This is a genomic window from Janthinobacterium aquaticum, from assembly GCF_009208565.1.
Classification (GTDB): domain Bacteria; phylum Pseudomonadota; class Gammaproteobacteria; order Burkholderiales; family Burkholderiaceae_D; genus Janthinobacterium.
Genome location: NZ_WFLK01000016.1, coordinates 141,363 through 167,074, shown reverse-complemented (window position 1 = coordinate 167,074; position 25,712 = coordinate 141,363). Strand labels below are relative to the sequence as shown.

General features: G+C 59.3%; 22 protein-coding genes. 12 read left to right on the top strand and 10 right to left on the bottom strand.

The window, feature by feature from the left end; translation table 11 throughout:
• The 5 genes from GCM43_RS22550 to thrC all read right to left on the bottom strand — a co-directional run bounded on the left by GCM43_RS22550 (window position 1) and on the right by thrC (window position 7,056).
• Window positions 1-1,503 carry a type VI lipase adapter Tla3 domain-containing protein gene (locus GCM43_RS22550; RefSeq protein WP_193315709.1) on the bottom strand — a complete coding sequence of 501 codons (1,503 nt, stop codon included), beginning with the start codon at window positions 1,501-1,503 and terminating at the stop codon, window positions 1-3.
• Window positions 1,504-1,631: 128 nt separating this feature from the next.
• On the bottom strand, window positions 1,632-3,962 hold the full coding sequence (locus GCM43_RS22545; RefSeq protein WP_152248132.1) for a T6SS effector phospholipase Tle3 domain-containing protein: 2,331 nt from the start codon (window positions 3,960-3,962) through the stop codon (window positions 1,632-1,634).
• Between the two features lie 117 nt (window positions 3,963-4,079).
• A complete protein-coding gene (gene moaD / locus GCM43_RS22540) occupies window positions 4,080-4,337 on the bottom strand; it encodes a molybdopterin converting factor subunit 1 (protein WP_152248131.1) in 258 nt (85 codons plus the stop codon).
• Window positions 4,338-4,348: 11 nt separating this feature from the next.
• Window positions 4,349-5,566, bottom strand: a complete 1,218-nt coding sequence (locus GCM43_RS22535) for a molybdopterin molybdotransferase MoeA (RefSeq protein ID WP_152248130.1) — start codon at window positions 5,564-5,566, stop codon at window positions 4,349-4,351.
• Entirely contained in the window at window positions 5,566-7,056 is a 1,491-nt protein-coding gene (gene thrC, locus GCM43_RS22530) for a threonine synthase (protein ID WP_152248129.1), read from the bottom strand. The genes GCM43_RS22535 and thrC overlap by 1 nt, the downstream gene beginning before the upstream one ends.
• Before the next feature lie 217 nt (window positions 7,057-7,273).
• Between thrC and GCM43_RS22525 the strand changes: the two genes are divergently transcribed.
• Window positions 7,274-8,014, top strand: coding sequence for an AAA family ATPase (locus tag GCM43_RS22525; protein WP_152248128.1), 741 nt, complete (start codon window positions 7,274-7,276; stop codon window positions 8,012-8,014).
• 126 nt (window positions 8,015-8,140) lie between these two features.
• Here the strand turns inward: GCM43_RS22525 and GCM43_RS22520 are convergent, their stop codons facing one another.
• The 3 genes from GCM43_RS22520 to kbl form a co-directional block, all read right to left on the bottom strand.
• Window positions 8,141-9,535 carry an L-serine ammonia-lyase gene (locus tag GCM43_RS22520; protein WP_152248127.1) on the bottom strand — a complete coding sequence of 465 codons (1,395 nt, stop codon included), beginning with the start codon at window positions 9,533-9,535 and terminating at the stop codon, window positions 8,141-8,143.
• A 128-nt stretch (window positions 9,536-9,663) separates the two neighbouring features.
• The gene (locus GCM43_RS22515; protein WP_152248126.1) at window positions 9,664-10,644 is read right to left on the bottom strand and encodes an NAD-dependent epimerase/dehydratase family protein; all 981 of its coding nucleotides are present in this window, start codon (window positions 10,642-10,644) and stop codon (window positions 9,664-9,666) included.
• Between the two features lie 22 nt (window positions 10,645-10,666).
• Window positions 10,667-11,887 (bottom strand): glycine C-acetyltransferase, encoded by a 1,221-nt coding sequence (gene kbl / locus GCM43_RS22510; protein WP_152248125.1) that lies wholly within the window; start codon window positions 11,885-11,887, stop codon window positions 10,667-10,669.
• A gap of 211 nt (window positions 11,888-12,098) precedes the next feature.
• Here kbl and GCM43_RS22505 point away from each other — a divergent pair, with 211 nt between their 5' ends.
• The 7 genes from GCM43_RS22505 (at window position 12,099) to GCM43_RS22475 (ending at window position 18,577) form a co-directional block, all read left to right on the top strand.
• A complete protein-coding gene (locus GCM43_RS22505) occupies window positions 12,099-12,674 on the top strand; it encodes a helix-turn-helix domain-containing protein (RefSeq protein ID WP_152248124.1) in 576 nt (191 codons plus the stop codon).
• A 152-nt stretch (window positions 12,675-12,826) separates the two neighbouring features.
• Complete coding sequence (locus GCM43_RS22500) at window positions 12,827-13,753, top strand: STM4015 family protein (protein ID WP_152248123.1); 927 nt, start codon at window positions 12,827-12,829, stop codon at window positions 13,751-13,753.
• Window positions 13,754-13,765: 12 nt separating this feature from the next.
• Entirely contained in the window at window positions 13,766-14,866 is a 1,101-nt protein-coding gene (locus GCM43_RS22495; protein ID WP_152248122.1) for an STM4014 family protein, read from the top strand.
• Window positions 14,859-15,698 carry an STM4013/SEN3800 family hydrolase gene (locus tag GCM43_RS22490; protein WP_152248121.1) on the top strand — a complete coding sequence of 280 codons (840 nt, stop codon included), beginning with the start codon at window positions 14,859-14,861 and terminating at the stop codon, window positions 15,696-15,698. Before GCM43_RS22495 ends, GCM43_RS22490 begins: the two co-directional genes overlap by 8 nt.
• On the top strand, window positions 15,695-17,074 hold the full coding sequence (locus GCM43_RS22485; RefSeq protein WP_152248120.1) for an STM4012 family radical SAM protein: 1,380 nt from the start codon (window positions 15,695-15,697) through the stop codon (window positions 17,072-17,074). The genes GCM43_RS22490 and GCM43_RS22485 overlap by 4 nt, the downstream gene beginning before the upstream one ends.
• Window positions 17,068-17,970, top strand: a complete 903-nt coding sequence (locus GCM43_RS22480; RefSeq protein WP_152248119.1) for an STM4011 family radical SAM protein — start codon at window positions 17,068-17,070, stop codon at window positions 17,968-17,970. The genes GCM43_RS22485 and GCM43_RS22480 overlap by 7 nt, the downstream gene beginning before the upstream one ends.
• Window positions 17,971-17,998: 28 nt before the next feature.
• A complete protein-coding gene (locus GCM43_RS22475) occupies window positions 17,999-18,577 on the top strand; it encodes a GNAT family N-acetyltransferase (RefSeq protein WP_152248118.1) in 579 nt (192 codons plus the stop codon).
• Here the strand turns inward: GCM43_RS22475 and GCM43_RS22470 are convergent.
• Together GCM43_RS22470 and GCM43_RS22465 are read right to left on the bottom strand one after the other, a co-directional pair.
• Window positions 18,521-19,696, bottom strand: a complete 1,176-nt coding sequence (locus GCM43_RS22470; RefSeq protein WP_152248117.1) for an MFS transporter — start codon at window positions 19,694-19,696, stop codon at window positions 18,521-18,523. The genes GCM43_RS22475 and GCM43_RS22470 overlap by 57 nt on opposite strands.
• Window positions 19,693-20,874: a serine hydrolase domain-containing protein gene (locus GCM43_RS22465; RefSeq protein ID WP_152248116.1), complete on the bottom strand. Its 1,182-nt coding sequence runs from the start codon at window positions 20,872-20,874 to the stop codon at window positions 19,693-19,695. The genes GCM43_RS22470 and GCM43_RS22465 overlap by 4 nt, the downstream gene beginning before the upstream one ends.
• A 120-nt stretch (window positions 20,875-20,994) precedes the next feature.
• On the opposite strand from GCM43_RS22465, the gene GCM43_RS22460 reads away from it, so the two are divergent.
• From GCM43_RS22460 to drt3b, 4 genes are all read left to right on the top strand, one after another.
• Window positions 20,995-21,915 carry a LysR family transcriptional regulator gene (locus GCM43_RS22460; RefSeq protein WP_152248115.1) on the top strand — a complete coding sequence of 307 codons (921 nt, stop codon included), beginning with the start codon at window positions 20,995-20,997 and terminating at the stop codon, window positions 21,913-21,915.
• A gap of 15 nt (window positions 21,916-21,930) precedes the next feature.
• Complete coding sequence (locus GCM43_RS22455) at window positions 21,931-22,266, top strand: hypothetical protein (RefSeq protein ID WP_152248114.1); 336 nt, start codon at window positions 21,931-21,933, stop codon at window positions 22,264-22,266.
• A 95-nt stretch (window positions 22,267-22,361) separates the two neighbouring features.
• Window positions 22,362-23,654 carry an antiviral reverse transcriptase Drt3a gene (gene drt3a / locus GCM43_RS22450; RefSeq protein ID WP_152248113.1) on the top strand — a complete coding sequence of 431 codons (1,293 nt, stop codon included), beginning with the start codon at window positions 22,362-22,364 and terminating at the stop codon, window positions 23,652-23,654.
• On the top strand, window positions 23,651-25,648 hold the full coding sequence (gene drt3b, locus GCM43_RS22445) for an antiviral reverse transcriptase Drt3b (RefSeq protein WP_152248112.1): 1,998 nt from the start codon (window positions 23,651-23,653) through the stop codon (window positions 25,646-25,648). Before drt3a ends, drt3b begins: the two co-directional genes overlap by 4 nt.
• Window positions 25,649-25,712 lie beyond the last annotated feature (64 nt).

Genomic DNA, 25,712 nt, shown 5'->3' with positions numbered 1-25,712 from the left:
TCAGTTTTGCGGATAGTTGGCCGGATCAATCGCCAGCGTCACATGGTGGCCAAACACATCGCCGCCCCGCGCATGCTGTTGCAACCTGCGTTTTTCCTCTGACGGTGGACTAATCATTACGATGGATGCTTCTGCGGGATTGCGCAGGTTGATCGCCGCGCTGACGCCGCCATCGCGGTAGCTGCCCATCACACCGATGGCCATCTGCACCAGCAGCGTGGCCGCGCCGGTGTTGCCCAGGCGCCTGTCGGTATCGATCCAATGCGCAGGATTACCGGCATCCAGCTCAGGGCCGCCAACATGCGCGTGCTGCATCAATGTCTTGTGCAGCGCTACTTCCTGCTGTGTATTGCCGCCGGTGGCGCTTACTATCCGCGCTGGCGCCGCCGCGCGCTCCCCTTCCGGCAGGCTGCGCAGGGCCTGCTGCCAGCCTGTCTGCAGGGCGCGCTCGCGCTCGTCACGCCGGGCCAATGGCTTGCCGCTGGCATCCACCATCGCCACATAAGTCGGCCGGTGGATAAAGCCCAGCGTGGGCAAAGCGTCGAGCTGCGCCAACTGCTCCTTGTTGAACGGTACAGGAAACCATGGCGTCGGTTTCCAGTCTTTCGGTGGGTGGTAGTCATGCGGATGGAGCTTGTGCAGCATGCTGAAACTGCCGGTGCCGCGGATATCGCTGCGCTGGGCGAACTGGGCAGCGACGGGGAGCCATTCTTCGACCAACGGCGGACGCGAGCCCGGTGAATCAGGCTTGCGCCTGGGTAATTTTCGTATCAATTCGTTATAGGTCAGAAACAGCCTGCGCGCCACACCGTGGGCATTGAGATCATTGACGCTGGCCTCGGGCGGCGCATCTTCGAAGGCAAACGGGCGTACGGCATCGATCCGTTCTCGCCGGGCCAGGACAAACAGGGCTGAGGAGTCGGGCATTTCGGGGATGTAATAGCCATCCCAGGCAAGTGGCGGCGAATCCTGCGGGCGATACAGATTACGCGTGGACATACTGTCTTCCGCATTGAGCACGACGTACGCGGCATCTGGATTGGAGTCGAAGAAGGCAAACACGTCTTCCAGAATACGGTCAGGATATTCGCCAAAACGCCTGGCTGCGGCCAGGAACAGGTGCCAGTGCATACCAGACAAAGGTGCGCCTGAGGCCAGGCCTATGGAAGGATCATCAAGACTGTCCATCATGCGAGCGTCAAAAATGGGGGGCTCGGCATTAAAAACCGGTACGGCAAAGTACATAGGCGTGCGCGCCGCGCCATTTTCCAAGCTATCACCACCACGTCCGCCCGCGATACCCTCTCTTTCCATTTCGTCCCATGTGTACTTTTTCTCGTCCTGTTCACGGATGCTGGCATAAGCATTGCCACCCTGCAGCGCATCCCACAATTTTCCCTGTCGATATTTGTCCAATGTGACGCCCATGCCGATGACTTCCAGCACATATTCACGTTTTTCCTGCCCGCTGGGCTGGAGTGGCTGGGCGATAGACTTGCTCACTGCTAGCGGCTTATTTGGGCCAAACCACCGCACACCCAGCAAACTGGCTGCCACACAGGGAGGCACCAGTAAAAGCCACTGCAGATAATGCCTTATAGAATTAGACATGGGAAATTCCTCCATAGCGCTCATTTAGGGATATCGTCACTTGGCCGCCAGGAGCGAAATTCCTTGGTCGAATCAGTACGCCTGCCACTGACCGTTTCACACACCACCGCTGATGGAAGACCAGCGTGTAATGCTGGAACCCAGGCAGGCATTTCGCCGGTACTGTAATACCTCGCGCTGCCTTCGATAATTTGCCTGCGGCTATTTGGTTCACTTTCAAGATAAACTGAAAATTGTTTAATAAATGTATTCCATCTCAGAATGCCCACTCGCACTGCCTTGGCGCCGTCCTGCTGCAGCCGCCAATCCGCCACCGCACACAAATAACGATAAAACCTGGGATCACTGCTTGCCTTGCCTCCGCCGATGGCCACGTCATACGCTGTAACCTGCCTGTGATTGGCGGCATTGCCGATAATGGCGCCGTGGAATGACTTGGGGCTGATTTCCTGCTGCCAGCGCAGCCTCGCTTCGTTGGGCGTTTCCATGCGGACGATGGCAAGCCGGTCGCCTCCGCCCGGATGGCGCCCCACGTGCAACAGCTCGCTCTGGTCTTCCAATGCCTTGCCGCGATTCCATGCCTGCTGCACCTGCTGGTGCTCGCCCGAGCCGAAGAAAGCAGCGACACCCTCGGGAATGCGACCCGCCTGCGCACGCGGGTCGGCAACGATTTCCCTTGGCCTCTGGCGCAGGCCTTTTTTGCTGGTAATGGCGATGGCGGCATCGATGGGGTCAACGTCTTCGCATGGCCCCTGCTGCGCGGGCGGCAGGCGCGACTGGCTGGAATCGGCGGGAAACTGTGCAGGCAGCACCTCGCCGCCATTGAGCACCGCCTTCACGGGAATACGCAAGGCCTCGCCATTGATGCGACGCAAGCCCTCTCGATGCCAGCCAAAGGCACGCGAGATACTCCATCTGCCGGGCTCGGCCGGCGGCCATTGCGCCTCATCATGCCGGGCGCGATGGCCGCGATTGGCGTCGGCAACATGGACATGGTCGTCTTCGCCATCGACGCGCAGCGCAAAGTCATGCGGTGGCAGGCCCACTTTGACCTGCTCCACGGCATTGGTGGCAGGATCGAGACGCTGCTTGACGGTAAAGACGCGCTGGCAAAAGCTGCTGCCCAGTTCCGACAGCGGCTGGCGGCGCTCCTGCACGCACTGCCAGATGACAGGCGCACCTGCCGTCACACCGTGCTGCGTCTTGCCGCTGGCAGCAACAAGCCGGCTGCCGCGCAGATAATCGGGTACGCCCTGCCAGCCTATCCCTTGCATATTGTCGAGCGCCACCGTCATGTCTTCAGGACAGAAATACAGATAGACCTTGCCGCGATTGTCGCGATCCAATGCGGCCTGCCAGGCGCCACCGGCCATGCCGTGGCACAGCGTGTGATCCTTGATCAGTGCGAAAGGCCGCGTGCCACGCTTGCCGGCAAGTACGCAGTTGACGATCTGTACCAGCGTCTGCAGGCGCGCATGCAGGGTCTGGCGGTGACTGATCGCCGCATATTGGCCATCCATCGCTGCATCGGTGCCGCCGCCAAACACGCTACTCGCTTCCACCGTGCCGAAAAACATGGTGGTATCTTCTTCCAGGCTGTACGGAGGATGGGTCAGTATCAGTGTATCGGCCGGGCGCTGCCCTTCGTCGTGCAGGAAGGCCTGCGCCAGCAGCGAGATCAGGCAGCCCTGGCTATGGGCCACGATGGATACCACATCGTCCTTGTCGTAGTCGCGTATCATGGCGATCAATGCCGCGAGCCGCCTGGCGGCCAGCACCATATACATCCGCCCTGGCGCCGTCATCAAGGGGCGCACCGGGTCGCCGCCCACGTCGATCGGCGAAAACAAACCCTTGTTCCACATATCCGGCAAGGTATTGGTGGCATTGCCGAACGGGCCGCCGTTTTTCGACATGTCCTTGTCGAGCCGGTTGCCATAGCGGTCGGTATGCTGGCCGTTGACCACCTTGCTGGCGCCGTTCTGCTCGCGGTAACCCCAGTAAAACGGAATTACCGGGCTGTTGCTAGCGGCCAGCAGCTGGCGTTTGAAGAACACGGCGTCGGGGTCCGGTTCCAGCTGGGTCTTGTCCTGGGTTTGCGGCTTGCGATAACTGGCAGGCCGCAGAATCGGCCGGCCGCTGTCGCGCACACCGTACATGCGCGCGTCCAGCCCCTGGCACAGGCCCTGCTCCACCGCCTCGTAACTGGTACCCACATCATTGACGCCGTGGATCACAATCACATTGCCGGGCAACTCGGGGCGCACGCGCACGATTTTTTCCTGCACGCGACCGCACTGCAGCAAGGCATGATCGCTGCCGGTAACATAGGGAATTTTGGGATAGGCCATTTCCGTCCAATGTGTCCATAGGGAAACACAGTGTAGAACGGCAGGCCGGGCTTGAATTTGCGCTATGGCAAACGAAGCAGGCGCGCAGGCCTCAGGCCCGCACGCTGAACAACAAACTTAACCGCCCGTCACCGGCGGGAAAAACGCTACCTCATCACCGTTGGCAACAGCTGTTTGGGCATCGCACATCAGCTGGTTATGCGCCATGCGCAGCGCTCGCCCTTCGGCCAGCGCTTCGGCCCAGTTGCCGCCGCGCGTCAGCAGTGTCGCGCGTACCTGGCCCACCGTGGTGGTGGCCTGCTCCAGCTCCAGCACTTCCTGCCCGGTGCCCACCAGTTCGCGCACGCTGGCAAAAAAACGCAGATTGATTTTCATCGGCTTCCTTATTACAGCAATTCGTTGAACGGGATAAAGCACAGCATGTCGCCACGCGTGATCGACAGGCCCGGCGGGCAGTCGATCAGGCCGTCGCCCCAGACGGTCGAGGTCAGCACGCCCGAGCTCTGGTTGGCAAACAGTTCAAGCTCGCCGTCGTCGGTGATGCGCGCGCGCAGGAATTCGTTGCGCCTGTCGGCCTTGCTGCGCTCGAACGCTGCCGGCAGCCGGTAGCTGCGCGGCGCCAGGTTGCCTGACACACCCTGCAGGCGCAGGATAAACGGGCGTACGAACAGCAAAAAGGTGACAAAGCTCGATACCGGATTGCCGGGCAGGCCGACAAAAAACGCCTGCCCCACTTCGCCAAAGGCCAGCGGTTTACCCGGCTTGACGGCGATCTGCCACATGTTCAGGCGCCCTTCGGCTTCCACCGCCGGCTTGATATGGTCTTCCTCGCCCACCGATACGCCGCCCGAGGTGATAATCAGATCATTGCCTTCGGCGGCGCGGCGCAGCACGCTGCGGGTCGCTTCCAGCGAGTCGGGCACGATACCGAGGTCGGTAATCTCGCAGCCGAGATTTTCCAGCAAGCCGCGCAGCGTAAAGCGGTTCGAGTTGTAGACGGCGCCCGGCGCCAGCGGCTGGCCGGGCATGGCCAGCTCGTCACCGGTAAAGAACACCGCCACGCGCAGCTTGCGCAGCACCGGCAGGCTGGCCAGGCCGACCGACGCGGCCAGGCCCATCTCCTGGCTGCGCAGGCGCCGGCCCGCTTCCAATATCTGGCCGCCGGCGCGGATATCCTCGCCCTGCCTGCGTACCCACTCGCCCGGCTGCGGCGTATGGTTGATGGTGACCACGCCATCGGCCAGCGTGCACTGCTCCTGCATCACCACCGCGTCGGCGCCGTCAGGGATCAGTGCGCCGGTAAAGATGCGCGCGGCAGTTCCTGGCTGCAAAGGCTGGCCGATATGGCCGGCCGCGATGCGCTGCGACACCGGCAGGTTGGCCGAACCGCTGGCGCAATCGACAGCGCGCACGGCGTAGCCATCCATCTGCGTGTTGTCACGCTCGGGCACATTGAGCGTGGACGTTTGGGCAGCAGCCAGCACGCGGCCATTGGCGTCCATGGTGTCGACCTGGTCAACTTCGGTCACCGGCCGCGCAGCGGCAGCCATGAAAGCCAGCGCCTCGGCCACCGACAGCATCGGTTTGCGTACGGGCTCTGTCATCACAGTCCCGTATTGGCGGCGATATACGCCTTCATTTTGGCTACGTCCGTATCCATCACCACAAATTTCTGCGGCAGTTCCTCGATGGCTTCGAAACCGCTTGGGCGCTCGGCATCGACGCCCAGCGCTTCGAGTATGGTTTCGTTGAACTTGGCTGCCAGCGCCGTTTCCAGCACGATCATCGGCACGTTCGCTTCCAGGTGTTCGCGGGCGACCTTGATGCCGTCGGCGGTATGGGTGTCGATGGTGATCTCGTAGTCGTCAGCCACATCGCGGATGGTGTCGAGGCGGTCCTGATGGGTCGACTTGCCGGACTTGAAGCCATACTGCGCGACGAGCTTGAATTCGTCGCCGTCGCTGCCCGGTTTGCCGGACAGGTCGAAGCCGCCCTGGGTTTCCACTTTGTCGAACAGCGCTTTGACGCGTGCGCTGTCGCGCCCGACCAGGTCGTACACGAAACGCTCGAAGTTCGACGCCTTCGAGATATCCATCGACGGGCTGCTGGTGTGATAGGTCTCGCTGGACTTGCGCACGCGGTACACGCCGGTGCGGAAAAATTCGTCCAGCACATCGTTCTCGTTGGTGGCGGCCACCAGTTTCGCGATCGGCAGGCCCATCATGCGCGCGATATGACCGGCGCAGATATTGCCGAAGTTACCCGACGGCACCGTAAACGACACCTTCTGGTCATTGCTGGTGGTCGCTGCCAGATAGCCGCGGAAGTAGTACACCACCTGCGCCACCACGCGCGCCCAGTTGATCGAATTGACGGTGCCGATCTTCTGTTTGGCCTTGAACGGCAGGTCGTTCGAGACCGCCTTGACCATATCCTGGCAGTCGTCAAACACGCCTTCGACGGCGATATTGAAAATGTTCGGGTCCTGCAGGCTGAACATCTGCGCGCTCTGGAAGGCGCTCATTTTCTTGTGCGGCGAGAGCATGAAGACGCGGATGCCCTTTTTGCCCCGCATCGCGTATTCAGCGGCGCTGCCGGTGTCGCCGGAGGTAGCGCCGAAAATATTGAGTTCGGCGTTTTTCTCGGCCAGCGCGTATTCGAACAGATTGCCCAGCAGTTGCATGGCCATGTCCTTGAAGGCCAGCGTGGGGCCGTTCGACAGCGCCTGCAGGATCAGTTTGGTCTGGCCACCGGCCACTTGTTTTTCTTCCAGCACGCGCAGCGGCGTGATGTCGGCGGCGTTTTCGCCAGCGCGCGCGTTCTTGTAGACAGCCTTGGTATAGGTTTTCGCGGTCAGTGCCTTCAGGTCCGCGTCCGGGATATCGGTGGCGAACTTCTTCAGGATTTCGTAGGCCAGGTCGGCATACGACAATGTGCGCCAGGCGTTGAGCTCGGCACCAGTGACTTGCGGGTAGTGTTCAGGGAGATACAAACCGCCATCCGGGGCCAGGCCACCCAGCAGAATGTCGGAAAATTGTTGCGATTGTTGCGATTGCGAAGGCGCTTGTGCAGCGCGAGTAGACACGTAGTGCATGAATTGGAGTCCAGTTGAGCGCAGAGCGATTGAAATGAATGGCAAACGAGCGGATATTATAGTGCCAGCCGGCGTTCCAGGCCATTGCGCGCGGCGCACAGGTCAAGAAACCGGCGCCCGGGGCTGGCGCCGGCATGCGATTTACGCCACACTTGCCTGCATTGCCCTGTCCTTCAACCTGCACGCCCGGCTTTGCGGGCACCGACGGAAAGCCGCCATGCCGCTTAACAAAAAGCCCTATCTGCAAAGCGCCGCGCTGCGGCCCGACACCGTGGTCGACCTCGATCACTACCCTTTCACGATACCGGCCATCCGCGACTTCCGGCAGATCGATTTTCATCGCGACGTGACGTTTTTCGTCGGCGAAAACGGCAGCGGCAAGTCAACCATGCTCGAAGCGCTGGCCGTGGCGCTCGGTTTTGGCAAGGACGGCGGCACGCGCAATGTGCGCATCGGCGCCGTGTCGGACCAGGAGTCGGGGCTGCATGCGCATTTGCGGCTGAGCAAGAGCTACAAGAAGCCAGCCGACAGCTACTTTCTGCGTGCGGAGAGTTTTTTCAATGTTGCTACCTATATGGACGACATGCCGGAGTTCCTCGGTGGCTACGGCGGCAAATCGCTGCACGCCCAGTCGCATGGCGAAGCATTCATGGCCACGCTGGTCAACAAGCTGCGCGGCAAGGGTCTGTATCTGCTGGACGAGCCGGAGGCGGCGCTGTCGCCAAGCCGGCAGCTGGCGGCCCTGTCGGTCATCCACCAGCTGGTGCAGGACGACTCGCAACTGATTATCGCCACCCACTCGCCCATTTTGCTGGCCTACCCCAACGCGCGCATCCTGAGCTTTACCGGCGGCGGCATCCATGAGGTGGCGTATGAAGACACCGAACACTACGCCGTCACGCGCGACTTTCTCGATCACTATCCGAGGCGGCTGGAGCAGTTGTTCGAGGAGGAGTGATTAACCGAGACCGTAGGTCGGATTAGGCCTCGGAGAGGCCGTAATCCGACAACATTGTTAGCGCTTGCGGTGTTGTCGGATTACGCGCTTGCGCGCTAATCCGACCTACCGACCTGACGGTTTTTTCTAGCAAGCCGCGTGATTGACCGTAATCACATGCACGGCCAGGCCACCCAGCGAGGTTTCCTTGTATTTGTCCTGCATGTCGGCGCCGGTCTGGCGCATGGTTTCGATTACTTCGTCGAGGCTGACGAAGTGGGTGCCGTCGCCGTTCAGGGCCAGCGAGGCGGCGGTAATGGCCTTGACGGCGCCCATGCCGTTGCGCTCGATGCAGGGGATCTGCACCAGGCCGCCGATCGGGTCGCAGGTCATGCCCAGGTGGTGCTCGATGCCGATTTCAGCGGCGTTTTCAATCTGCTCGTTGCTGCCGCCCAGCGCCGCCACCAGGCCGGCTGCGGCCATGGCGCAGGCCACGCCGACTTCGCCCTGACAGCCCACTTCGGCGCCCGAGATCGAGGCATTGCGCTTGCACAGCATGCCGATGGCCGCCGCCGTCAGCAGGAAGCGGCGCACGCCGCCAACCGGGTCGCTTGGATGGCAGTCGTGCGCGTAGTAGCGCAGCACGGCGGGAATAATGCCGGCCGCGCCATTGGTCGGCGCTGTCACCACGCGCCCGCCGGCCGCGTTTTCCTCGTTGACGGCCATCGCATACAGACTGACCAAGTGTACTGCGTCGTGCGGCAGATCGTTGGCGCGGCTTGGGGATGCCTTGGCATCCTGCGCCTGGCGCCACAATTTGGCGGCGCGGCGCTTCACATTCAGCCCGCCCGGCAGGTTGCCGGTGGTGTCCAGGCCATGGGCGATGCAGTCGCGCATCACGTGCCAGATACGGTCCAGCCCCTCGTTCAGTTGCGCTTCACTGCGGCGCACATGTTCGTTGGCGCGCAGCATTTCGGGGATCGACAGACCGCTGGCGCGGCCATGGGCCAGCAGCTGCTCCATGGTATCGAACGGGAACGCCACCGGCGCCGCGTCTGCCGGCTGGGTGGGGATGGCGGCCTCGCCTGCTTCGCGGATAAAACCGCCGCCGATCGAGTAGTACACCTTGTCGATGCGCGTGCCATCGGCCAGGCGCAGGGTAAAGCGCATGCCGTTCGGGTGTTCGGGCAGCGATTCGCTCTTGTGCCACAACAGGTTGATGGCGGCTTTGAACGGCACCTTGTGCGCGCCCAGCAGCGCCAGCTCACCGGCCGCTTCGGCGGCAGCGAGCATGGCATCGACTTCGTCGGGCGGCACGTCCTGCGGCGTCTGGCCCATCAGACCCAGGATCACCGCCTTGTCGGTGGCGTGGCCGACACCGGTCAGCGCCAGCGAGCCATACAGCGCCGCATCGACACCCACCACCTGGTCGAGCGGACCGGCTTCAAGCAGGAAGCGGCGCGCCGCCACCATCGGCCCCACGGTGTGGGAACTCGACGGCCCGATGCCGATCTTGAACAGGTCAAATACGCTCATATCCATGCGGTGTCTCTTTATTTTGGTGTTTTGTTTTTTTTGCTGTTGTTGGATTACTGGTCATGCCAACACTTGTTACGCCAACAATGTTGTCGGATTACGGCCCCCTTGGGGCCTAATCCGACCTACGCGACCTACGCTGCCGAAGCGATTTCTTCTGGCTGGCCGACGTTGACGTTGACGTTGGCCAGCATGTCGGCCACCATCTGCTCGACGCCAATCGCTGCTTTCCAGCCCCAGTCGGCCGTGGCGCGGCTGTCGTCGAGGCTTTGCGGCCAGCTGTCGGCAATCGCCTGGCGGCTGTCGGGCGTATAGGCGATTTTGAAGTCCGGCAGTTTTTGCACGATGGCTTGCGCCAGCTGCTCGGGGTTGAACGACACGCCGGCCACGTTGTAGGACGAACGGATGGCGATCTGTTCAGCCGGCGCATCCATCAGTTCGATGGTGGCGCGGATCGCGTCGGGCATATAGATCATCGGCAGCGTGGTGTGCGCGCCGAGGAAGCAGTCGTAGCGCTCGCCGCGCAGGGCTGCGTGGAAGATCGCAATCGCGTAATCGGTGGTGCCGCCGCCCGGTGGCGACTTGTAGCTGATAATGCCGGGGTAGCGGATACTGCGGACATCGACGCCATACTTGTTGAAGTAGTATTCGCACAGGCGCTCGCCAGCCAGTTTGCTGATGCCGTACATCGAGGTCGGATCCATCACCGTCATCTGCGGCGTATTGACCTGCGGCGTATTCGGGCCGAAAGCGGCAATTGACGACGGCCAGAAGATGCGCAGCGGCTTGCCTGCCTCGCCGCGCTCGCGCGCCAGTTCCAGGATATTGAGCAGGCCGTCCATGTTGAGGCTCCAGGCCTTCAGTGGCGCCGCTTCACCGGTGGCCGACAGCATCGCGGCCAACTGGTACACCTGGGTGATGTCTTCGCTGGCAATCAGCGCCGACAGCGCTTCCTTGTCCAGCACATTCAACTGCGTATAGCGCTTGGCCTGGTACAGATTGGTGGTGCTGATATCGCTGGCAATCACATTGTCCGCGCCATGCTGCAGGGCCAGTGCACCAACCAGTTCGCTGCCGATCTGGCCGTTTGCGCCAATGACTAAAATACGTTCCATCTTGAGTTCCTGTTTGTTCTTATTAATTGGTGGTGGTCTTGAGCAGACCCAGTTCCTTGCCCGCCTGATCGAATGCGGCCAGCACCGTGACCAGCTGCTCGCGGCTATGCGCAGCGGAGAGCTGCACGCGCACGCGCGCCTGGCCCATCGGCACCACCGGGTAGAAGAAGCCGGTCACCAGCACGCCCAGCTCATACAGGCGGGCGGCAAACTTTTGCGCTACCGGTGCGTCAAACAGCATCACCGGCACCACCGGGTGCGTGCCCGGCTTGATGGTAAAGCCGATGCGCTCGATCTCGCTGCGGAAAAACGCCGTGTTTTCATGCAGGCGGTCGCGCAGTTCGGTCGACTTGGCCAGGCGTTCGAGTACCGACAGTGAAGCGCCGGCAATCGAGGGCGCCAGCGTGTTGGAGAACAGGTAAGGACGCGACTTCTGGCGCAGCGTGTCGATCACTTCCTTGCGCGCCGAAGTAAAGCCGCCCATTGCGCCACCCAACGCCTTGCCCAGCGTGCCGGTAATAATGTCGATGCGGCCCATCACATTGTGGTGCTCGTGCGTGCCGCGACCGGACGCGCCCATAAAGCCCGAGGCGTGGCACTCGTCGATCATCACCAGCGCGCCGTATTGGTCGGCCAGGTCGCAGATCTTGTCGAGCTGCGCAATCGTGCCGTCCATCGAGAACACGCCGTCGGTAACGATCACCTTGTGGCGCTTGCCGGCGGCGGCGGCGGCCTGCAGCTGCACTTCCAGGTCGGCCATGTCGTTATGCAGGTAGCGGTAGCGGCCGGCCTTGCACAGGCGGATGCCGTCGATGATCGAAGCGTGGTTCAGCGCATCCGAGATAATCGCGTCGTTTTCGTCGAACAGCGGCTCGAACACACCGCCGTTGGCGTCAAAGGCAGCCGCGTACAAAATCGTGTCTTCGGTGCCGAGAAAACTTGAAATGGCTTGCTCGAGTTCCTTGTGCACGGTTTGCGTGCCGCAGATAAAGCGTACCGACGACAGGCCATAGCCGTATTTTTCGGTCGCGGCAATCGACGCTTCTTGGGTTTGCATGTCGCCCGACAGGCCCAGGTAGTTATTGGCACACATATTGATCAGGGTGCGGCCATCGTCGCACACCACTTCAGCGCCCTGGCGCGAGGCAATCACGCGCTCGGGCTTGTACAGGCCCTGCTGGCGCAGTTGATCGAGGTTCTGTTGCAGACCGCTGAAAAAGGTGTTCTTCGCTTGCTTGCTCATGATGTTCCTGATCCTTGTTTGACTGTGTGCCGAATATGTACTGGTGGGAGGGCTGCCGTGGCTTGACCGGTTCGCAAGGTATGCTGTACCGTGAAGCTGTGCCTGGAAGTCTACACGTTTCCAGGATCGCCCTCTTGATCCATTATTTTGAACTGAAATTCAATATAATGGATATTACCGAAGCCCATTGAACTTTGCAAGCCAACTGCCGATGAAAACCAGCGTTACGACCAATTCTCCGCCCGAAGTGGGCGCCACCCTGCAACGACTGCGCCTGGCGCGCGGCCTGACGCTGGAGGATTTGTCGCGCATCGCCGGCGTCTCGAAGTCCATGCTGTCGCAGATCGAGCGCGAAAAGGCCAACCCCACCATCGCCATTACCTGGCGCCTGGCCAATGCACTGGGCGTGCAGATCGGCGAACTGCTGTCGAGCGCGGAAAAAGCCGTGGAAACCATCCGCATTACCGACGCCCATGAAACGCCGACCCTGCCCGGCGACCATGCCGGCTACGTGCTGCGCATCCTGGGGCCGATGGAACTGGCCGGTAAATACGAGTGGTATGAAGTCACGCTGGCGCCGGGCGGCGAACTGGCCTCGCAACCGCATGACCCGGGCACCACCGAGCATCTGACAGTCATCCACGGCAACCTGGAACTGGAAGTCGGCACGGCCAGGAAAAAGGTCAAGAACGGCGGCACAGCCAGGTATCCGGCCGACCAGCCACATACCATCCGCAATCTGGGCAAAACCGAGGGCAAGGCGCTGCTGGTGGTGATACACCGCTAACCTCAGGTGCAATATTGCTTTTCAGCAGTGCGCAATATGCTCTTACACCCATGCTAAGATTTTGTAATACACAAGATTTCCGCGCCTGGATGTCTTAGGGCACAGTGCGCAGCGCATCCAGGCACCCACCGTTTGCCATGGAGAGCCCAGCAATGACCATTTCCGACAGCACCGTCACCTTCCATAACAAAAAAGTCGTCCAGTACGACCCTGACCTGCCGGTCGATCCGTCGCCGGACGTGGTCTACCGCCTGTCGCTCGACTACGACGATGAGGGCAAGATGGAAGAGCTGATTGCCGGCTTCCTGGAAAAGGCCGACAAGAGCAAGCTCGAGGCAATTATCCTGGGCATGTGGGGCGAGCCGTATGACTCGGGCGCCGACGAGGCGATGGCCGAACTGATCAAACAGGCGCCGCAACTGCCGAACCTGCGCGCCATCTTTATCGGCGACATGACGTATGAAGAATGCGAAATCTCGTGGATCGTGCAAGGCAGCTACAAGCCGCTGCTGGACGCCTTCCCGCAGCTGGAAGAGCTGCGCATCCGTGGCGGCAACGATCTGGTGATCGAGCCGTTTGCGCACCAGAACCTGCGCCGCTTCACGATCGAATCGGGCGGCCTGTCCGACAAGATTGCGCAGGCGCTGGCCGCGTCGAGTATGCCGCAGCTTGAACACCTGGAACTGTGGCTGGGCAGCGACGACTACGGTTTTTCGGGCGATGTGGAGCTGTACCGCAAGGTGCTGGCGCAGCTGGCGACGCCAACGCTGCGCTACCTGGGCCTGCGCGACTCGTGCATCGCCGATGACCTGGCTGTGTGGCTGGCACAGGAGCCGCTGGTGGGCCAGCTCGATACGCTCGACCTGTCGCTGGGCACCATCGGCGACGTCGGCGCCAAGGCCATCCTGCAAGGGCGCCAGTTCGGCAAGCTCAAACGCCTGGACCTGTCGCACCACTATATCTCTGAAGCGAACCAGGAAAAGCTCAAACAGCTGCCGTTCGAGGTGGTGCTCGACGATCCGCAGGAAGACGACGAAGACGACGGCGAAACCTATCGCTACGTGGCTGTCGGCGAATAAGGCGTTCCTGCCTTGTCCGACCATCTGATTTTGCTGGCAACAGAAGGCAGCAAGCGCGTGCGCCTGATGCAGGCCGCGCGCGCGCAGTTGCAGCTGCCGCCGGCGCAGATACTGGAATGGCGCGACTATCTGCGCCAGCCTGGGTTGCTCGATGAACTGCTTGACGCTGCGCTTGCCCCGCCCTGCGCATTCAAGATCGAGCCGCCCGGCGACGATCCCGCCGCGCATTGGCATCTGCTGGCCGACGGCTGCCGGTTGCAAGGGCGCGCCCCGGTCGCAGCTCCCTTGCATGGCGAACTGCTGGCGATGGACGCCTGGTTTGCCGGCTTTCGCTCTGCCATGGCGCAGTTGACGGAGCAATTGGCGGCGCTGCAGCAGGTGCGCGTGTTCAATGCGCCGGCCGAAATACTGCGCATGACCGACAAGCTGACCTGCCAGCAGCATCTGGCCGCGCATGGCCTGACCATCCCTACCCTGCTTGGACGGGTGGCCGGTTACGAGCAGCTGCAATCACTGCTGGAACAGCAAGGGATCGACCGCGTCTATCTGAAACCGCGCTATGGTTCGTCGGCGTCGGGCGTGGTGGCCTTGCGGCGCCACCGCGATGGCCGGGTGCAGTCCACCAGTTCGGCCAGAATCGTGTGCAAGGATGGTGTTACGCAACTGTTCAATGACAAACGTATCTCGCGCCTGAGCAAGCATGCCGAGATTGCCGCCCTGGTCAACGCACTGGCGCAGCAGCAGCTCTACGCCGAAGCCTGGCTGCCCAAGCCGCGCCTGGGCAGCGGCCATTACGACCTGCGCGTGGTGACGATTGCGGGCATGCCTGCGCACCGGGTAGCGCGCATCGGCGCCCGGATGATGACCAATCTGCATCTCGACAACCGCCGTGGCGACACCGATGGCCTGCTTGACGCACGCGACACGGCCGCCATGGAGGCAGCCTGCCGCCAGGCCGCCAGCACCTTTCCGCACAGCCACGTCACCGGCTACGACCTGGTCGTACGCCAGGGCTGCGCTCATGTGCTGGAAGCAAACACCTTTGGCGACCTGCTGCCAGGCTTGCTGTGGCAAGGCCAGGACACCTACACCGCACAATTGCATCATGCCTGAAGCCCTCTACCCTATCCCCGATATGCACGCGGTCGTTGGCAGCCACGATATCGTCTTCATTACATTGGACACGCTGCGCTACGATGTGGCGCAGACACTGTTCGAGGCCGGCGAACTGCCGGTGCTGGCGCAATACATGGCTGCTGGCGGCTGGGACAAGCGCCATAGTCCGGCCACCTTTACCTATGCAGCGCATCAGGCCTTCTTTGCCGGTTTTCTGCCTACGCCAGCGCAACCCGGACGCCATGCGCGCCTGTTTGCCAGCGCCTTTGCCGGCAGCGAAACGACATCTGCGCGCACCTTTGCGTTTGAAGAAGCCGACCTGCCGGCCGCACTGGCCGCGCGCGGCTACCGCACCATCTGCATCGGCGGCGTAGGTTTTTTCAACAAGCAGACGGCCCTGGGCAGCGTACTGCCTGGCCTGTTCCAGGAAAGCCACTGGAGCCCCGGCATGGGCGTGGCCAGCCGCCATTCGACCGAAAAGCAGGTCAAGCTGGCCTGCGAGCGGCTGGCCGCTACCGAAGGACGCACCTTTTTGTTTATCAACGTGGCCGCGCTGCATGCGCCGAACCGCGCCTACCTGCCCGGCTGCCGGCAAGATAATCTCGACAGCCATGCGGCCGCGCTGCGCTATGTCGATGGCGCGCTGGCGCCGCTGTTCGAGGCCTGCGCCAGACGCGCGCCCACCTTTGCCATTGTCTGCTCGGACCACGGCAGCGCCTATGGCGACGATGGCTATCAGGGCCACCGCGTCGCCCACGACAGCGTATGGCAGGTGCCGTACGCGAATTTTTTTATTCCGCCGCCAACGGCCCAGGAGCACACAGCATGAACCCATCGGAACAACCAGGCGCGCTGGCGCAGCGCATGCGCCATACGCCTTATCAGGCCTATTCCTATTCCTACCCGCACAAGGCGGCCTACCGCACGCTGGCCGAGGCTACGCCGCTGGCGACGCTGTGGGCGCAGCAGGATCGCTCCGCCCTGTTTGCCTATATCCATATTCCGTTCTGTGAAATGCGCTGCGGCTTTTGCAATCTGTTTGCCATGGCCCGCCCCAGCGCCGACATGGTCGAGCGCTATGTGCAGCAGGTGCTGGTGCAGATGCGCGCGCTCGATGGCGCGCTGGGCGAGCGGAAATTTGCCCGTTTTGCGCTGGGCGGCGGCACGCCCACCTACCTGTCGGCGCAGCAGCTTGACACCCTGCTGTGCGGCGCGCGCGATATACTCGGCATCGACCTGCAGCAAACGCCAGCGGGCATCGAGGCGGCGCCCGAAACGGTCACGCGCGAGCGCATGGCCGTGTGCCGCGCGCATGGCATCGACCGCGTCAGCCTGGGCATCCAGAGCTTTGCCGCCAATGAAATGCGCGCGCTGGCGCGGCCGCAGCAAAACAGCACGGTGCAGCAGGCCATCGCCCTGATCCGCGAAGCCGGCTTTCCCACCCTGAACCTGGACCTGATCTACGGCATTGCCGGCCAGACGGTTGCCAGCCTGCTGGCCTCGATCGACAGCGCGCTGGCCTTTGCGCCCGAAGAAATCTATCTGTATCCGCTGTATGTGCGCGAGCAAACGGGCCTGGGCAAAGTGGCGCGCCGCCAGGGCGCGGCCAGCCTGGACCCGATCATGCTGGCGCGCGACGGCGACAGCCGGCTGGCGCTGTATGCAGCCGCACGCGAACATCTGCTGGCGCAGGGCTACGAGCAGGTCTCGATGCGCATGTTCCGCGCACCGCATGCGCCCGAGCAGAACGGCCCATCCTACTGCTGCCAGAACGACGGCATGGTGGGCCTGGGCGCCGGCGCGCGTTCGTACACCTCGCAGCTGCATTATTCGAGCGAATATGCGGTGGCGCGGGTCGAGACCATCGGGATTATCGAACAGTATCTGGCGCTGGACGAGGCGCGTTTTGCGCAGGCCGAACACGGCTATGTGCTGAACGAAGACGAACAGCGGCGCCGCTTTGTAATTCAGTCGCTGCTGACCGAACCGGGTCTGGATCGCAACGCCTATACGGCACGCTTCGGCACGCAATGCGAAGCCGATCTGCCGCAACTGGCCGAACTGCATGCGCTCGAACTGGTCACCGAAGATGGCCCGCTGCTGCGCCTGAACCAGCGCGGCTATGCCTATGCCGACACCATCGGCCCGTGGCTGATTTCGCCCACGGTGCGCCGCCTGATGGAAGAAAGCGGCCAGGCATGCTGACAGCGCCTCCTGGCTTCGGCGAGGCCGGCAGCCTGTCGCTGCTATACCGCGGCACGCTGGCCAGCTGCAATTACGCCTGCGCCTACTGCCCGTTCGCAAAAAAACGCGACAGCCGCGCCGCGCTGGCACACGATGCGCGCGAAGTGGCGCGCTTTGTGCAGTGGGTCTCTGAAGCACAGCGCCCCATCAGCGTGCTGTTTACACCATGGGGCGAAGCGCTGGTACGGCGCCACTACCGCCATGCCATGGCGCAATTGGCCGCCCTGCCGCAGGTGCGCCAGGTGGCGCTGCAGACCAATCTGTCCGGCCCCCTGAAATGGCTCGACGGCTTGCCCGGACGCGAAAAGATCGGCCTGTGGTGTACCTACCATCCTGGCGAAACCACGCTGGCGCGCTTTATCGAGCGCTGCACGCGGCTGGACGCCATGGGCATACGCTATTCGGTCGGCGTGGTGGCCATGCGCGAGCATTTCGAGGCGATTGCCGAACTGCGCGCCGCGCTCCCAAAACACGTCTACCTGTGGCTCAATGCCTATGACCGGCGCGGCCCCGGCTACTACAGCGAACAGGACCTGACTTGGCTCGACGCCATCGATCCGTGGTTTGCGCACAATCGCCGACCGGTTCCTTCGCGCGGCAAGGGCTGTCTGGCCGGCGAGACGGCGCTGTCGGTCGATGGCGACGGCACACTGGCGCGCTGCCATTTCCTGCCCGAGCGCCTCGGCAATCTGTACACCGACGATCTGGCCGACATCCTGCAGGAGCGCCCTTGTCCGCGCCTCAAATGCGACTGCTATATCGGCTATGCGCAGCGCAAGGACCTGCCCTACCAGCAGATATTTGGCGATGGCGTGCTGGCGCGCCTGGGTGGGCAGGCTGACGGGCTGATTGCCTGATGGCGCAGCCGCTGCTACAGTGACCGCCATGACGACACCATCCCTGCACCATGCCGGCCTGCTATGGCGGCCCTTCGAAGATAACGATGCCGAAGCGTTTGCCGCCGCCGTACGCGAGTCGGTCGCCTCGGTCGCGCCCTGGATGCCTTGGTGTACCAGCACGTACACGGAAACCCAGGCACTGGAGTGGTTTGCGCACTGCCGCGCCCAGGCCGCCAGCGGCGGGGCTTTGGAATACGGTGCGTTTTGCCAGGACAGCGGCGAATTCCTCGGCGGCGCCGGCCTTAATGAAATCCGCCAGCAGCACAAGCTGTGCAATCTCGGCTACTGGGTGCGCCAGTCGCGCCAGCGCCAGGGCGTGGCCCTGCGCTCTGTACAGGCGCTGTCGCGCCATGCGTTCGAGGCGCTGGGTCTGCAGCGCGTAGAAATCGTGGTTGCAGTCGGCAACAGCGCCAGCGCGAATGTCGCGCTCAAGGCCGGCGCCCTGCGCGAGGGCGTCGCCAGGAATCGCCTTTATCTGCACGACCGGCCGGTGGACGCGCAGATGTTTTCACTGCTGCCGCCTGGCAGCACACACGATGCCGAGCGTAACCAGCAGCAACGCTAGCAAGGCAGGCGGAAAAGCACCTGCGCCGAACCGGTCGAGCAACACGCCGCCAAGCAGGCCGCCACCGGCAATGGCCATATTCCAGGCCGTGACCAGCATGGACTGCGCCATATCGGCCGCCTCGCCCGCAGCTTGCGCCAGGGCCGTCTGGAACAGGGTGGCGGCGCCGCCGAAGGCCAGGCCCCAGATCACGACCGCTGCATAGACGGCCGCAGGCGCGTCGCCCAATACGCCGAGAAGGATCGCAGCCAGTGCGAACAGGCAGATGCTGGCCAGCGTCAAGGCCCGCAGGTGACGATCAACCAGCACACCGATCACCCAGATGCCGACCAGAGACGCGACGCCAAACACCAGCAGCACCAGGTCGGTGCGCGCGGCCATGCCGGCAGCGGCCAGGAACGGCGCGATATAGGTATAGAGAAGATTATGCGCCAGCACAAAAGTCAGCACCACCAGCAGCACCGGCCGGATGCCACGCATGATCCATACGCGCTTCAATGACAGTGACTTGCCACCGGTCTGACCCGGATAATCAGGCACCTTGATGCGCACCCAGGCCAGCAGCAGCAATGCCAGCAGGCTCATAATGCCAAAGCACAGCCGCCATCCCACCAGATTGCCCAGAAAAGTGCCGGCCGGAACGCCCAGCGACAGCGCCAGCGGCGTTCCGACCATGGCAATCGCAATCGCCCTGCCCTTTTGATGCTCGGGTACCATGCGCGCGGCACAGCCGGCCAGCAGCGCCCACAACAACCCGGCCGACATGCCCGCCAGGAAGCGCGCCACCAGGGTCACGCCATAGCTGGTCGACACCGTGGTCACGCTATTGGCAATGGCAAAGCCGGCAATCGCGGCCAGCAGCAAGCTCCGGCGACGCACCCGCTGGGTCGCTGCCATCAGCGGCATGGCCGCGACCAGCGAGCCCGTTGCATACACCGTGACCAGCTGCCCCGCAAGCGACTCGGACACCGCCAGCCCCTGCCCGATCTGGTGCAGCAGGCCGGCCGGCAGCGCTTCGGTCAGGATCGTGACGAAACCGGCCAGGGCCAGCGCCAGCAATGCAGCCAGCGGCAGCCGGTCAGCGCTTGCGGCGTGCCTGCCGCGAACACCGGCGCTCATGCGCGTGGCTCCAGGCGGTCGATCCCGTAGACGGCGTCACGCACGTCGGCAACAAAGCGCCCGGACATGCCCTCATACAAGGTATTGGTCAACGCCACCACGGACAGGCCGCGCGCGCCATCGACAAACCAGGCGTGGCCGTAGGCACCACCCCAGCGCCAGGTGCCCGGCGACTCGGGCGACGCGGCGGCCGCAGGGTCACGCAGCACCGAAAAGCCGAGGCCAAAGCCAAACCCCGGCGCATTGGGCAGTTCGCGCCCGCCAGTCTGGTCGCGCCCCATTTCCTGCACCAGGGCAGCGGGCAGCAACGGTGCACCGCCCTGGCGCAACACCTCGAGCAGGCGCAGCACATCGCCGGCGCTGCCGACCATGCCGGCGCCACCGGACGCAAACGCCGTCTCGTCCAGCGCGCGCGCCGGTGCATAGCGGATGCCGACGGTGCCCTCGAAGGCGGGCACGATATCGAGCTCACGCATGCGCCGCGGCGATGGCGCGTCGTTGACGTACGCTGCCGCCAGCCGGCTTGCATCGCGCGCGACAAAGCCGGTATCGTCCATGCCCAGCGGGCCCGTCACCAGCTCGCGCACCGCTTTAGCCAGCGGCTGGCCGCAGACCTGTTCAATGACCGCGCCAAGCACGTCGGTCGCCAGCGAATAGCCCCAGTTGCTTCCCGGCGGGTACAGCAGCGGCACGCTGGCCAGGCGGCGCAGGTTCTCGGCCAGAGAGAACGCCGACTGGTTCATGCCATCGGACACGCCAGCGCGCGCATAAGGACCGTTCTCGTCGGCCTCGAAGAAGCGGTAGCCGAGGCCCGCCGTATGGCTTAGCAACTGCCGCACCGTCAGCGATGCCACGCCGCCATCGGGCAGGCAGGGCCGGAAGTCAGGCAGCCAGCGCTCGATACCGGCGTCAAGTGCAAGCCGCCCCTGCGCCACCAGCACCAGTGCAGCAACAGAGACAATGGGTTTGCTGACCGAGGCCAGCCGGAACAGCGCATCCGCCTGCATCATGCGGCCGGCCTCACGGTCGGCGCTGCCGGCAGCGCGCTGATAAACCAGCTCGCCGTCCCTGGCGACCAGCACCACTGCGCCGACCAGGCGCTGGTCGGCCAGGGCCTGGTCGATCACGCGGTCGATCAGTTGCATCGGTTGTGGCACGGGAAATGAAAAAGTTGACATACGGATTTCCTTGGTTGTGGATCACCGCGCCACGATAAAATTTCCGCAATAAAAGAAAAAGTAAGATAGAGTTCCTCGGTATGCGGAAATATCTGTCCGCAATCGGAACGCAAGAGGAATATGGAAAGTCTGAACGGGTTTATCGTCTTCGTGCAGGTGGCCGAAACACGCAGTTTTGTCGCGGCCGGGCGCCTGCTGGGCGTATCCGCATCGGCCGTGGGCAAGAGCATGGCGCGACTGGAAGCGCGGCTGGGCGTACGGCTGTTTCACCGCAGCACGCGCAGCATGACGCTGACGGCAGAGGGCACGCAGTTCCTCGAACGCAGCCGGCGCATCCTGGCCGAAATCGAAGCGGCCGAACTGGAGCTGTCGCAAGCGACTGCCGCGCCACGCGGACGCCTGCGCGTCAGCCTGCCGCTGGTCAGCTCCCTGGTCCTGCCCGTACTGGGCGAATTCATGCGCCAGTATCCCGAGATCGAACTCGACCTGGACTTTAGCGACCGCATGGTCGATGTGATCGAAGAAGGTTTCGATGCCGTCGTACGCACCGGCACGCCCACCGACTCGCGCCTGTCCGCGCGGCAACTGGGCCAGTTCCAGATGATGCTGGTCGCCTCCCCCGCCTACCTGGCACAGCACGGCTTCCCGCAACATCCGGCCGACCTGGCACAGCACAGCTGCCTGCATTATCGCTACCCTCACACCGGCAAGCTGGAAACCTGGCCGTTGCAGGCCGTACCTGGCGAAGCGGAGTGGCAGCTGCCAACCTCGATGATCTGCAATAACATCGAAACGCGCGTCTGCTTCGCCCTGCAAGGCCTGGGTATCGCCTGCCTGCCCGATTTCGCCATACGCGACGCGATTGCCGATGGCCACTTGTTCCCGGTGCTGGGCGAATATGTACAGCGTACCGGCACATTTCATGTGCTGTGGCCGTCGGGACGACAGGCGTCACCGAAGATCCGGGCTTTTGTCGACTTTCTGGGCGAACGGGTGTTTCCGGTCGGGCGCGCAGAGCAACACCAGCAACCAGCAAGATAAGTCCAGGCGTTGCTGATGCCGCGCGGCCACAAGCGCTCCGTGTTCTACACTCTGCAACGTGGCGAAAACTACCGCGACAGTACCACCGACTACGAAGCGCTCGCGGTGCAACGTAATGCACCGCGATGGATCAAGGCACTGACGAAATTCGGATTCATCCTGAATCAGCCTGACATGCTTCTATCGTTGTATGCCTTGACCAACGATGGTCAGGCAGGCGCACGTCCCGAACATCGTTTCTTTCACGTTAACGGAGCACACATAGCAGCACCGTATCGGGCGCGTTTGCTCTACTGCAAAAACAATTTCTCAATGATATGCATATCTATTAGATATCTTGAGTTACACTGATCCGTTAAGTTGACATTGGGCAGTAGGTTGCAAAATACAACTAAACCGGAATGGCCCTTTGCCGCAAAGTGCGATAGCCAAAATACCAATCATCAGTGCGTGAACCTTTACAAAAAATGCTGACAACAGAATTTTCCAAACGAAGTCTTCGTTCAATGATTCGACAAAAAGACGGAAATCAGGGTATTTTAAAAGAAAAACATCTACGTGAGGCATACCTGGGTTGGTTAGAAAAAACAATTGCATCCAATAAATTCCAGTTTGGAAAACTAAAACCCATTAAAGTTGGATCATTCTTGGCATATCAACCCACTTTGCTTGGAGACGATTTAGTTTTAAGGAGAATTAACGGAATAATAAGAAATAGATATTCCACCAGACAAGCCAACAGAAATACCATAATTCAACAAGCCACTATATTACTAGAAGAAAATTGCCCCAAACACATATATAAAATTGATATTGCAAAATTCTATGAGAGCATAGATAGAGATTTTATTATTAAAAAACTTCTTGATGACAACCTTATTTCATCAACTACTCACAATTTGATTTCTATACTTTTCAAAAATTTTGGCAAATATATAAAGTATGGATTACCAAGAGGTTTGTCTATAAGTGCCACTCTTTCAGAGCTATATCTGAAAGACCTAGATAAGAAAATATCGGAAATGGATGGAGTTTATTATTACTCCAGGTACGTGGATGACATGATAATATTTTCCTCAAAGAGTCGGCCATCTATCCTGTCTGAAATCACAGATTTCCTTCCCGGAAAAATGAAAATAAATTTTGATAAATGTGTAAGCTATTATGTAGGTTGCAACTGTCTCATAACGTGTGAATGCGGCAGATCACCTTGCCAGTGCGCTGTTAAATGTGTTTGCCCTTCCACACCCCAGATAGAGATAAATTATCTAGGTTATAAATTAACAATCCCCAAAATCCCTTTAAGGGACACTAAAAAGAAAATCATCGTGGACGTGAGTATGTCGGAGAATAAGGTAAGAAGAATTAAAGCGCGTATGGTTATAGCGTTTCTTGATAACCACAAATTATCTAATTTTTCACTTCTACATGACAGGATAAAATTTCTTACTGAGAACCGTCGAATTAAGACGCAAGGGCGACGAGGGAAGTTAATGTCTGGAATTCATTACAATTATCCACTGATTACAAATATGGCACCTTTTATTGCGATGAATCAGTTTTTACGGTCTCAAGTTTATGCGAACACTGGACAGTTTGGTGTCAAACAATCCAGTATGCTGTCCGCACAACAGAAAAATGACCTCGCGAAATTATCGTTTGTTTCCGGCTTCAAAAGTAAACGATCAAAGTCAGTGAGCTCGCATAGCCTTAAAAACATTAGAAAGTGCTGGCAATGAAAGAGAAAATCAGAATTAGGCAAAAGGATGCGAATAGAGTTTTACTCACCGAAACTTTGCCTTATGAAACACCAATAATATTTTCAAACAAAAAGCTTTATCATTTTGCCATTTTATCAGAAAAAAATTCTTCTACCATACCAGCTTTTGTAAAGACAATTTTTTCTAAAAATAGCTTAAAATCAACTATCCCTTACGACTATAACATCCGTCAAGGGGCAAATAAAGAGCGCCGGTTGTCCATTATTCATCCTGCGCATCAATTATCTTTTACTAATTTCTACACTTCCTACAGTGATTTGATCCTTTCACTGTGTCGGAAAAGCCGATTTAGTTTGCGCTATCCGGTTCGGGTGGCGTCCTATTTTTACACACACGAATACGATGAGGGCGCAGAACTAAATGAGAATGAGGTCGAGGAAAACCCTGAAATAGAGGGCTATGAAGGCAAATATGCAAGCTCTTACTTTTATTACTCTAAGTTTAACCAATTATATAAATTCATTGATTCAGGTGAATTTCTAAATCTGGAGCGTCAATTTTGCAATCTAAAACGCTTCGATGTTAAGCGTTGCTTCGCCAGCATTTATACACATACTATTTCCTGGGCAGTTAAAGGCAAACTATTTGCCAAAGAACATCAAGGCACAAGTTTTGATTCAACCTTTGATAGTTTAATGATGGCCGCTAACTATCAAGAAACAAACGGTATCGTTGTTGGTCCTGAAGCGTCACGAATTTTCGCGGAAATAATTCTTCAGCAGATCGATTCTAATATTTTCACAGCAATCAATGAAGCTGGAATATTGGATTCCGAGTATGCAATTCGTAGATATCTGGATGATTATTTTCTTTTCACCCGAAATAAAGATATTGAAAATTCCATCTACCATATTGTAGAGCATCAACTACAAGATTATAAATTATATCTAAATGAATCGAAGACCGTAGAGATGTCGGTCCCTTTCGCAACTGGTCAGACCATTGCAAAAAGTGATGTTCAGAAAGTTTTAGATGAGAGCGTTTTACATTGGCTTGCCGAGGTTCGTCGGGCAATTACTCCACCAGATTCCGACGAAAACTCCAAAACAGAGCCGCTATTTACTGGACACTTAAAGGTTATCAACACACCATTTAGACAAGCCACTCACGTAATTAGGGACATAAAGATAGCTCTAAAAAGAAGCTCCCAAAGCTTCAATATAATTAGTGGATATGCTTTGTCTGCGATAATAAAATCATGCTATCGCCTTGAAAAAAAAATTAGAAAATTTCCAGATGCGCCTATCCCGTGGCAGAACCTTCAGAGTTTATTAACAAGTACTATAGAAATAGTATTTTTTTTGTATTCAATGGACTTCAGAGTACGGACAACATATTTGGTTTCGCAATTTATGTTAACAATAGATAAATTTGGAAACCTAGATCCAAGACTAAAAGAATCTTTGCAGAGGCAATTAAAAAACTCCGCAATTACGGTATTGGACTCTCGTCCCTCAGGAGAATTAGGTGGCATTGAGGTTCATAACCTGCTCATAGCACTAAGAGCTATTTGTCCCGATGACAACTTATCGGAAGATGACATCCGAAAATATTTTGATATCTCTAATAAAATTAAATATTCTTCATTCCATTATTTTGATTTTATCGCACTGTTTTATGTGATTCGCGCAAAACCACTATACGCCGAGCTTAGCATTGAAGTTTTGACTGAACTAAAAAGGGTTTTCAAGGACAGCGACAATAGAATTGGCTTTAATAGTGAATTAACGTTGTTATTGGTAGATATGCTCTCATGTCCATTTATCAATCGAGATGAAAAAGGGGAAATATTAAACGACTTCTCAAAACACGCCCTCAATAGAATTACCTCAGACCAAGAAAGAGGACAGTTGATCAACTTCTTTACCGCTCATCTTCATTTTGTTAACTGGTCGGATAACTTGAACTTAGAAAAATTATTAGTCAGAAAACAGTTGAACCCAGGATACTAAAAATGATACACTGGCTCTGGAACCTGCTTTCGCAATAGAACACAATGAATTCTGTCAAGTAAGA

Bases quoted from the DNA above. Each gene is read 5' to 3' on its own strand.
- GCM43_RS22545 (WP_152248132.1), bottom strand. From the start codon at position 3,962: ATGGCCTATCCCAAAATTCCCTATGTTACCGGCAGCGATCATGCCTTG.
- moaD (WP_152248131.1), bottom strand. From the start codon at position 4,337: ATGAAAATCAATCTGCGTTTTTTTGCCAGCGTGCGCGAACTGGTGGGC.
- GCM43_RS22535 (WP_152248130.1), bottom strand. From the start codon at position 5,566: ATGACAGAGCCCGTACGCAAACCGATGCTGTCGGTGGCCGAGGCGCTG.
- thrC (WP_152248129.1), bottom strand. From the start codon at position 7,056: ATGCACTACGTGTCTACTCGCGCTGCACAAGCGCCTTCGCAATCGCAA.
- GCM43_RS22525 (WP_152248128.1), top strand. From the start codon at position 7,274: ATGCCGCTTAACAAAAAGCCCTATCTGCAAAGCGCCGCGCTGCGGCCC.
- GCM43_RS22520 (WP_152248127.1), bottom strand. From the start codon at position 9,535: ATGGATATGAGCGTATTTGACCTGTTCAAGATCGGCATCGGGCCGTCG.
- GCM43_RS22515 (WP_152248126.1), bottom strand. From the start codon at position 10,644: ATGGAACGTATTTTAGTCATTGGCGCAAACGGCCAGATCGGCAGCGAA.
- kbl (WP_152248125.1), bottom strand. From the start codon at position 11,887: ATGAGCAAGCAAGCGAAGAACACCTTTTTCAGCGGTCTGCAACAGAAC.
- GCM43_RS22505 (WP_152248124.1), top strand. From the start codon at position 12,099: ATGAAAACCAGCGTTACGACCAATTCTCCGCCCGAAGTGGGCGCCACC.
- GCM43_RS22500 (WP_152248123.1), top strand. From the start codon at position 12,827: ATGACCATTTCCGACAGCACCGTCACCTTCCATAACAAAAAAGTCGTC.
- GCM43_RS22490 (WP_152248121.1), top strand. From the start codon at position 14,859: ATGCCTGAAGCCCTCTACCCTATCCCCGATATGCACGCGGTCGTTGGC.
- GCM43_RS22485 (WP_152248120.1), top strand. From the start codon at position 15,695: ATGAACCCATCGGAACAACCAGGCGCGCTGGCGCAGCGCATGCGCCAT.
- GCM43_RS22480 (WP_152248119.1), top strand. From the start codon at position 17,068: ATGCTGACAGCGCCTCCTGGCTTCGGCGAGGCCGGCAGCCTGTCGCTG.
- GCM43_RS22475 (WP_152248118.1), top strand. From the start codon at position 17,999: ATGACGACACCATCCCTGCACCATGCCGGCCTGCTATGGCGGCCCTTC.
- GCM43_RS22470 (WP_152248117.1), bottom strand. From the start codon at position 19,696: ATGAGCGCCGGTGTTCGCGGCAGGCACGCCGCAAGCGCTGACCGGCTG.
- GCM43_RS22465 (WP_152248116.1), bottom strand. From the start codon at position 20,874: ATGTCAACTTTTTCATTTCCCGTGCCACAACCGATGCAACTGATCGAC.
- GCM43_RS22460 (WP_152248115.1), top strand. From the start codon at position 20,995: ATGGAAAGTCTGAACGGGTTTATCGTCTTCGTGCAGGTGGCCGAAACA.
- GCM43_RS22455 (WP_152248114.1), top strand. From the start codon at position 21,931: ATGCCGCGCGGCCACAAGCGCTCCGTGTTCTACACTCTGCAACGTGGC.
- drt3b (WP_152248112.1), top strand. From the start codon at position 23,651: ATGAAAGAGAAAATCAGAATTAGGCAAAAGGATGCGAATAGAGTTTTA.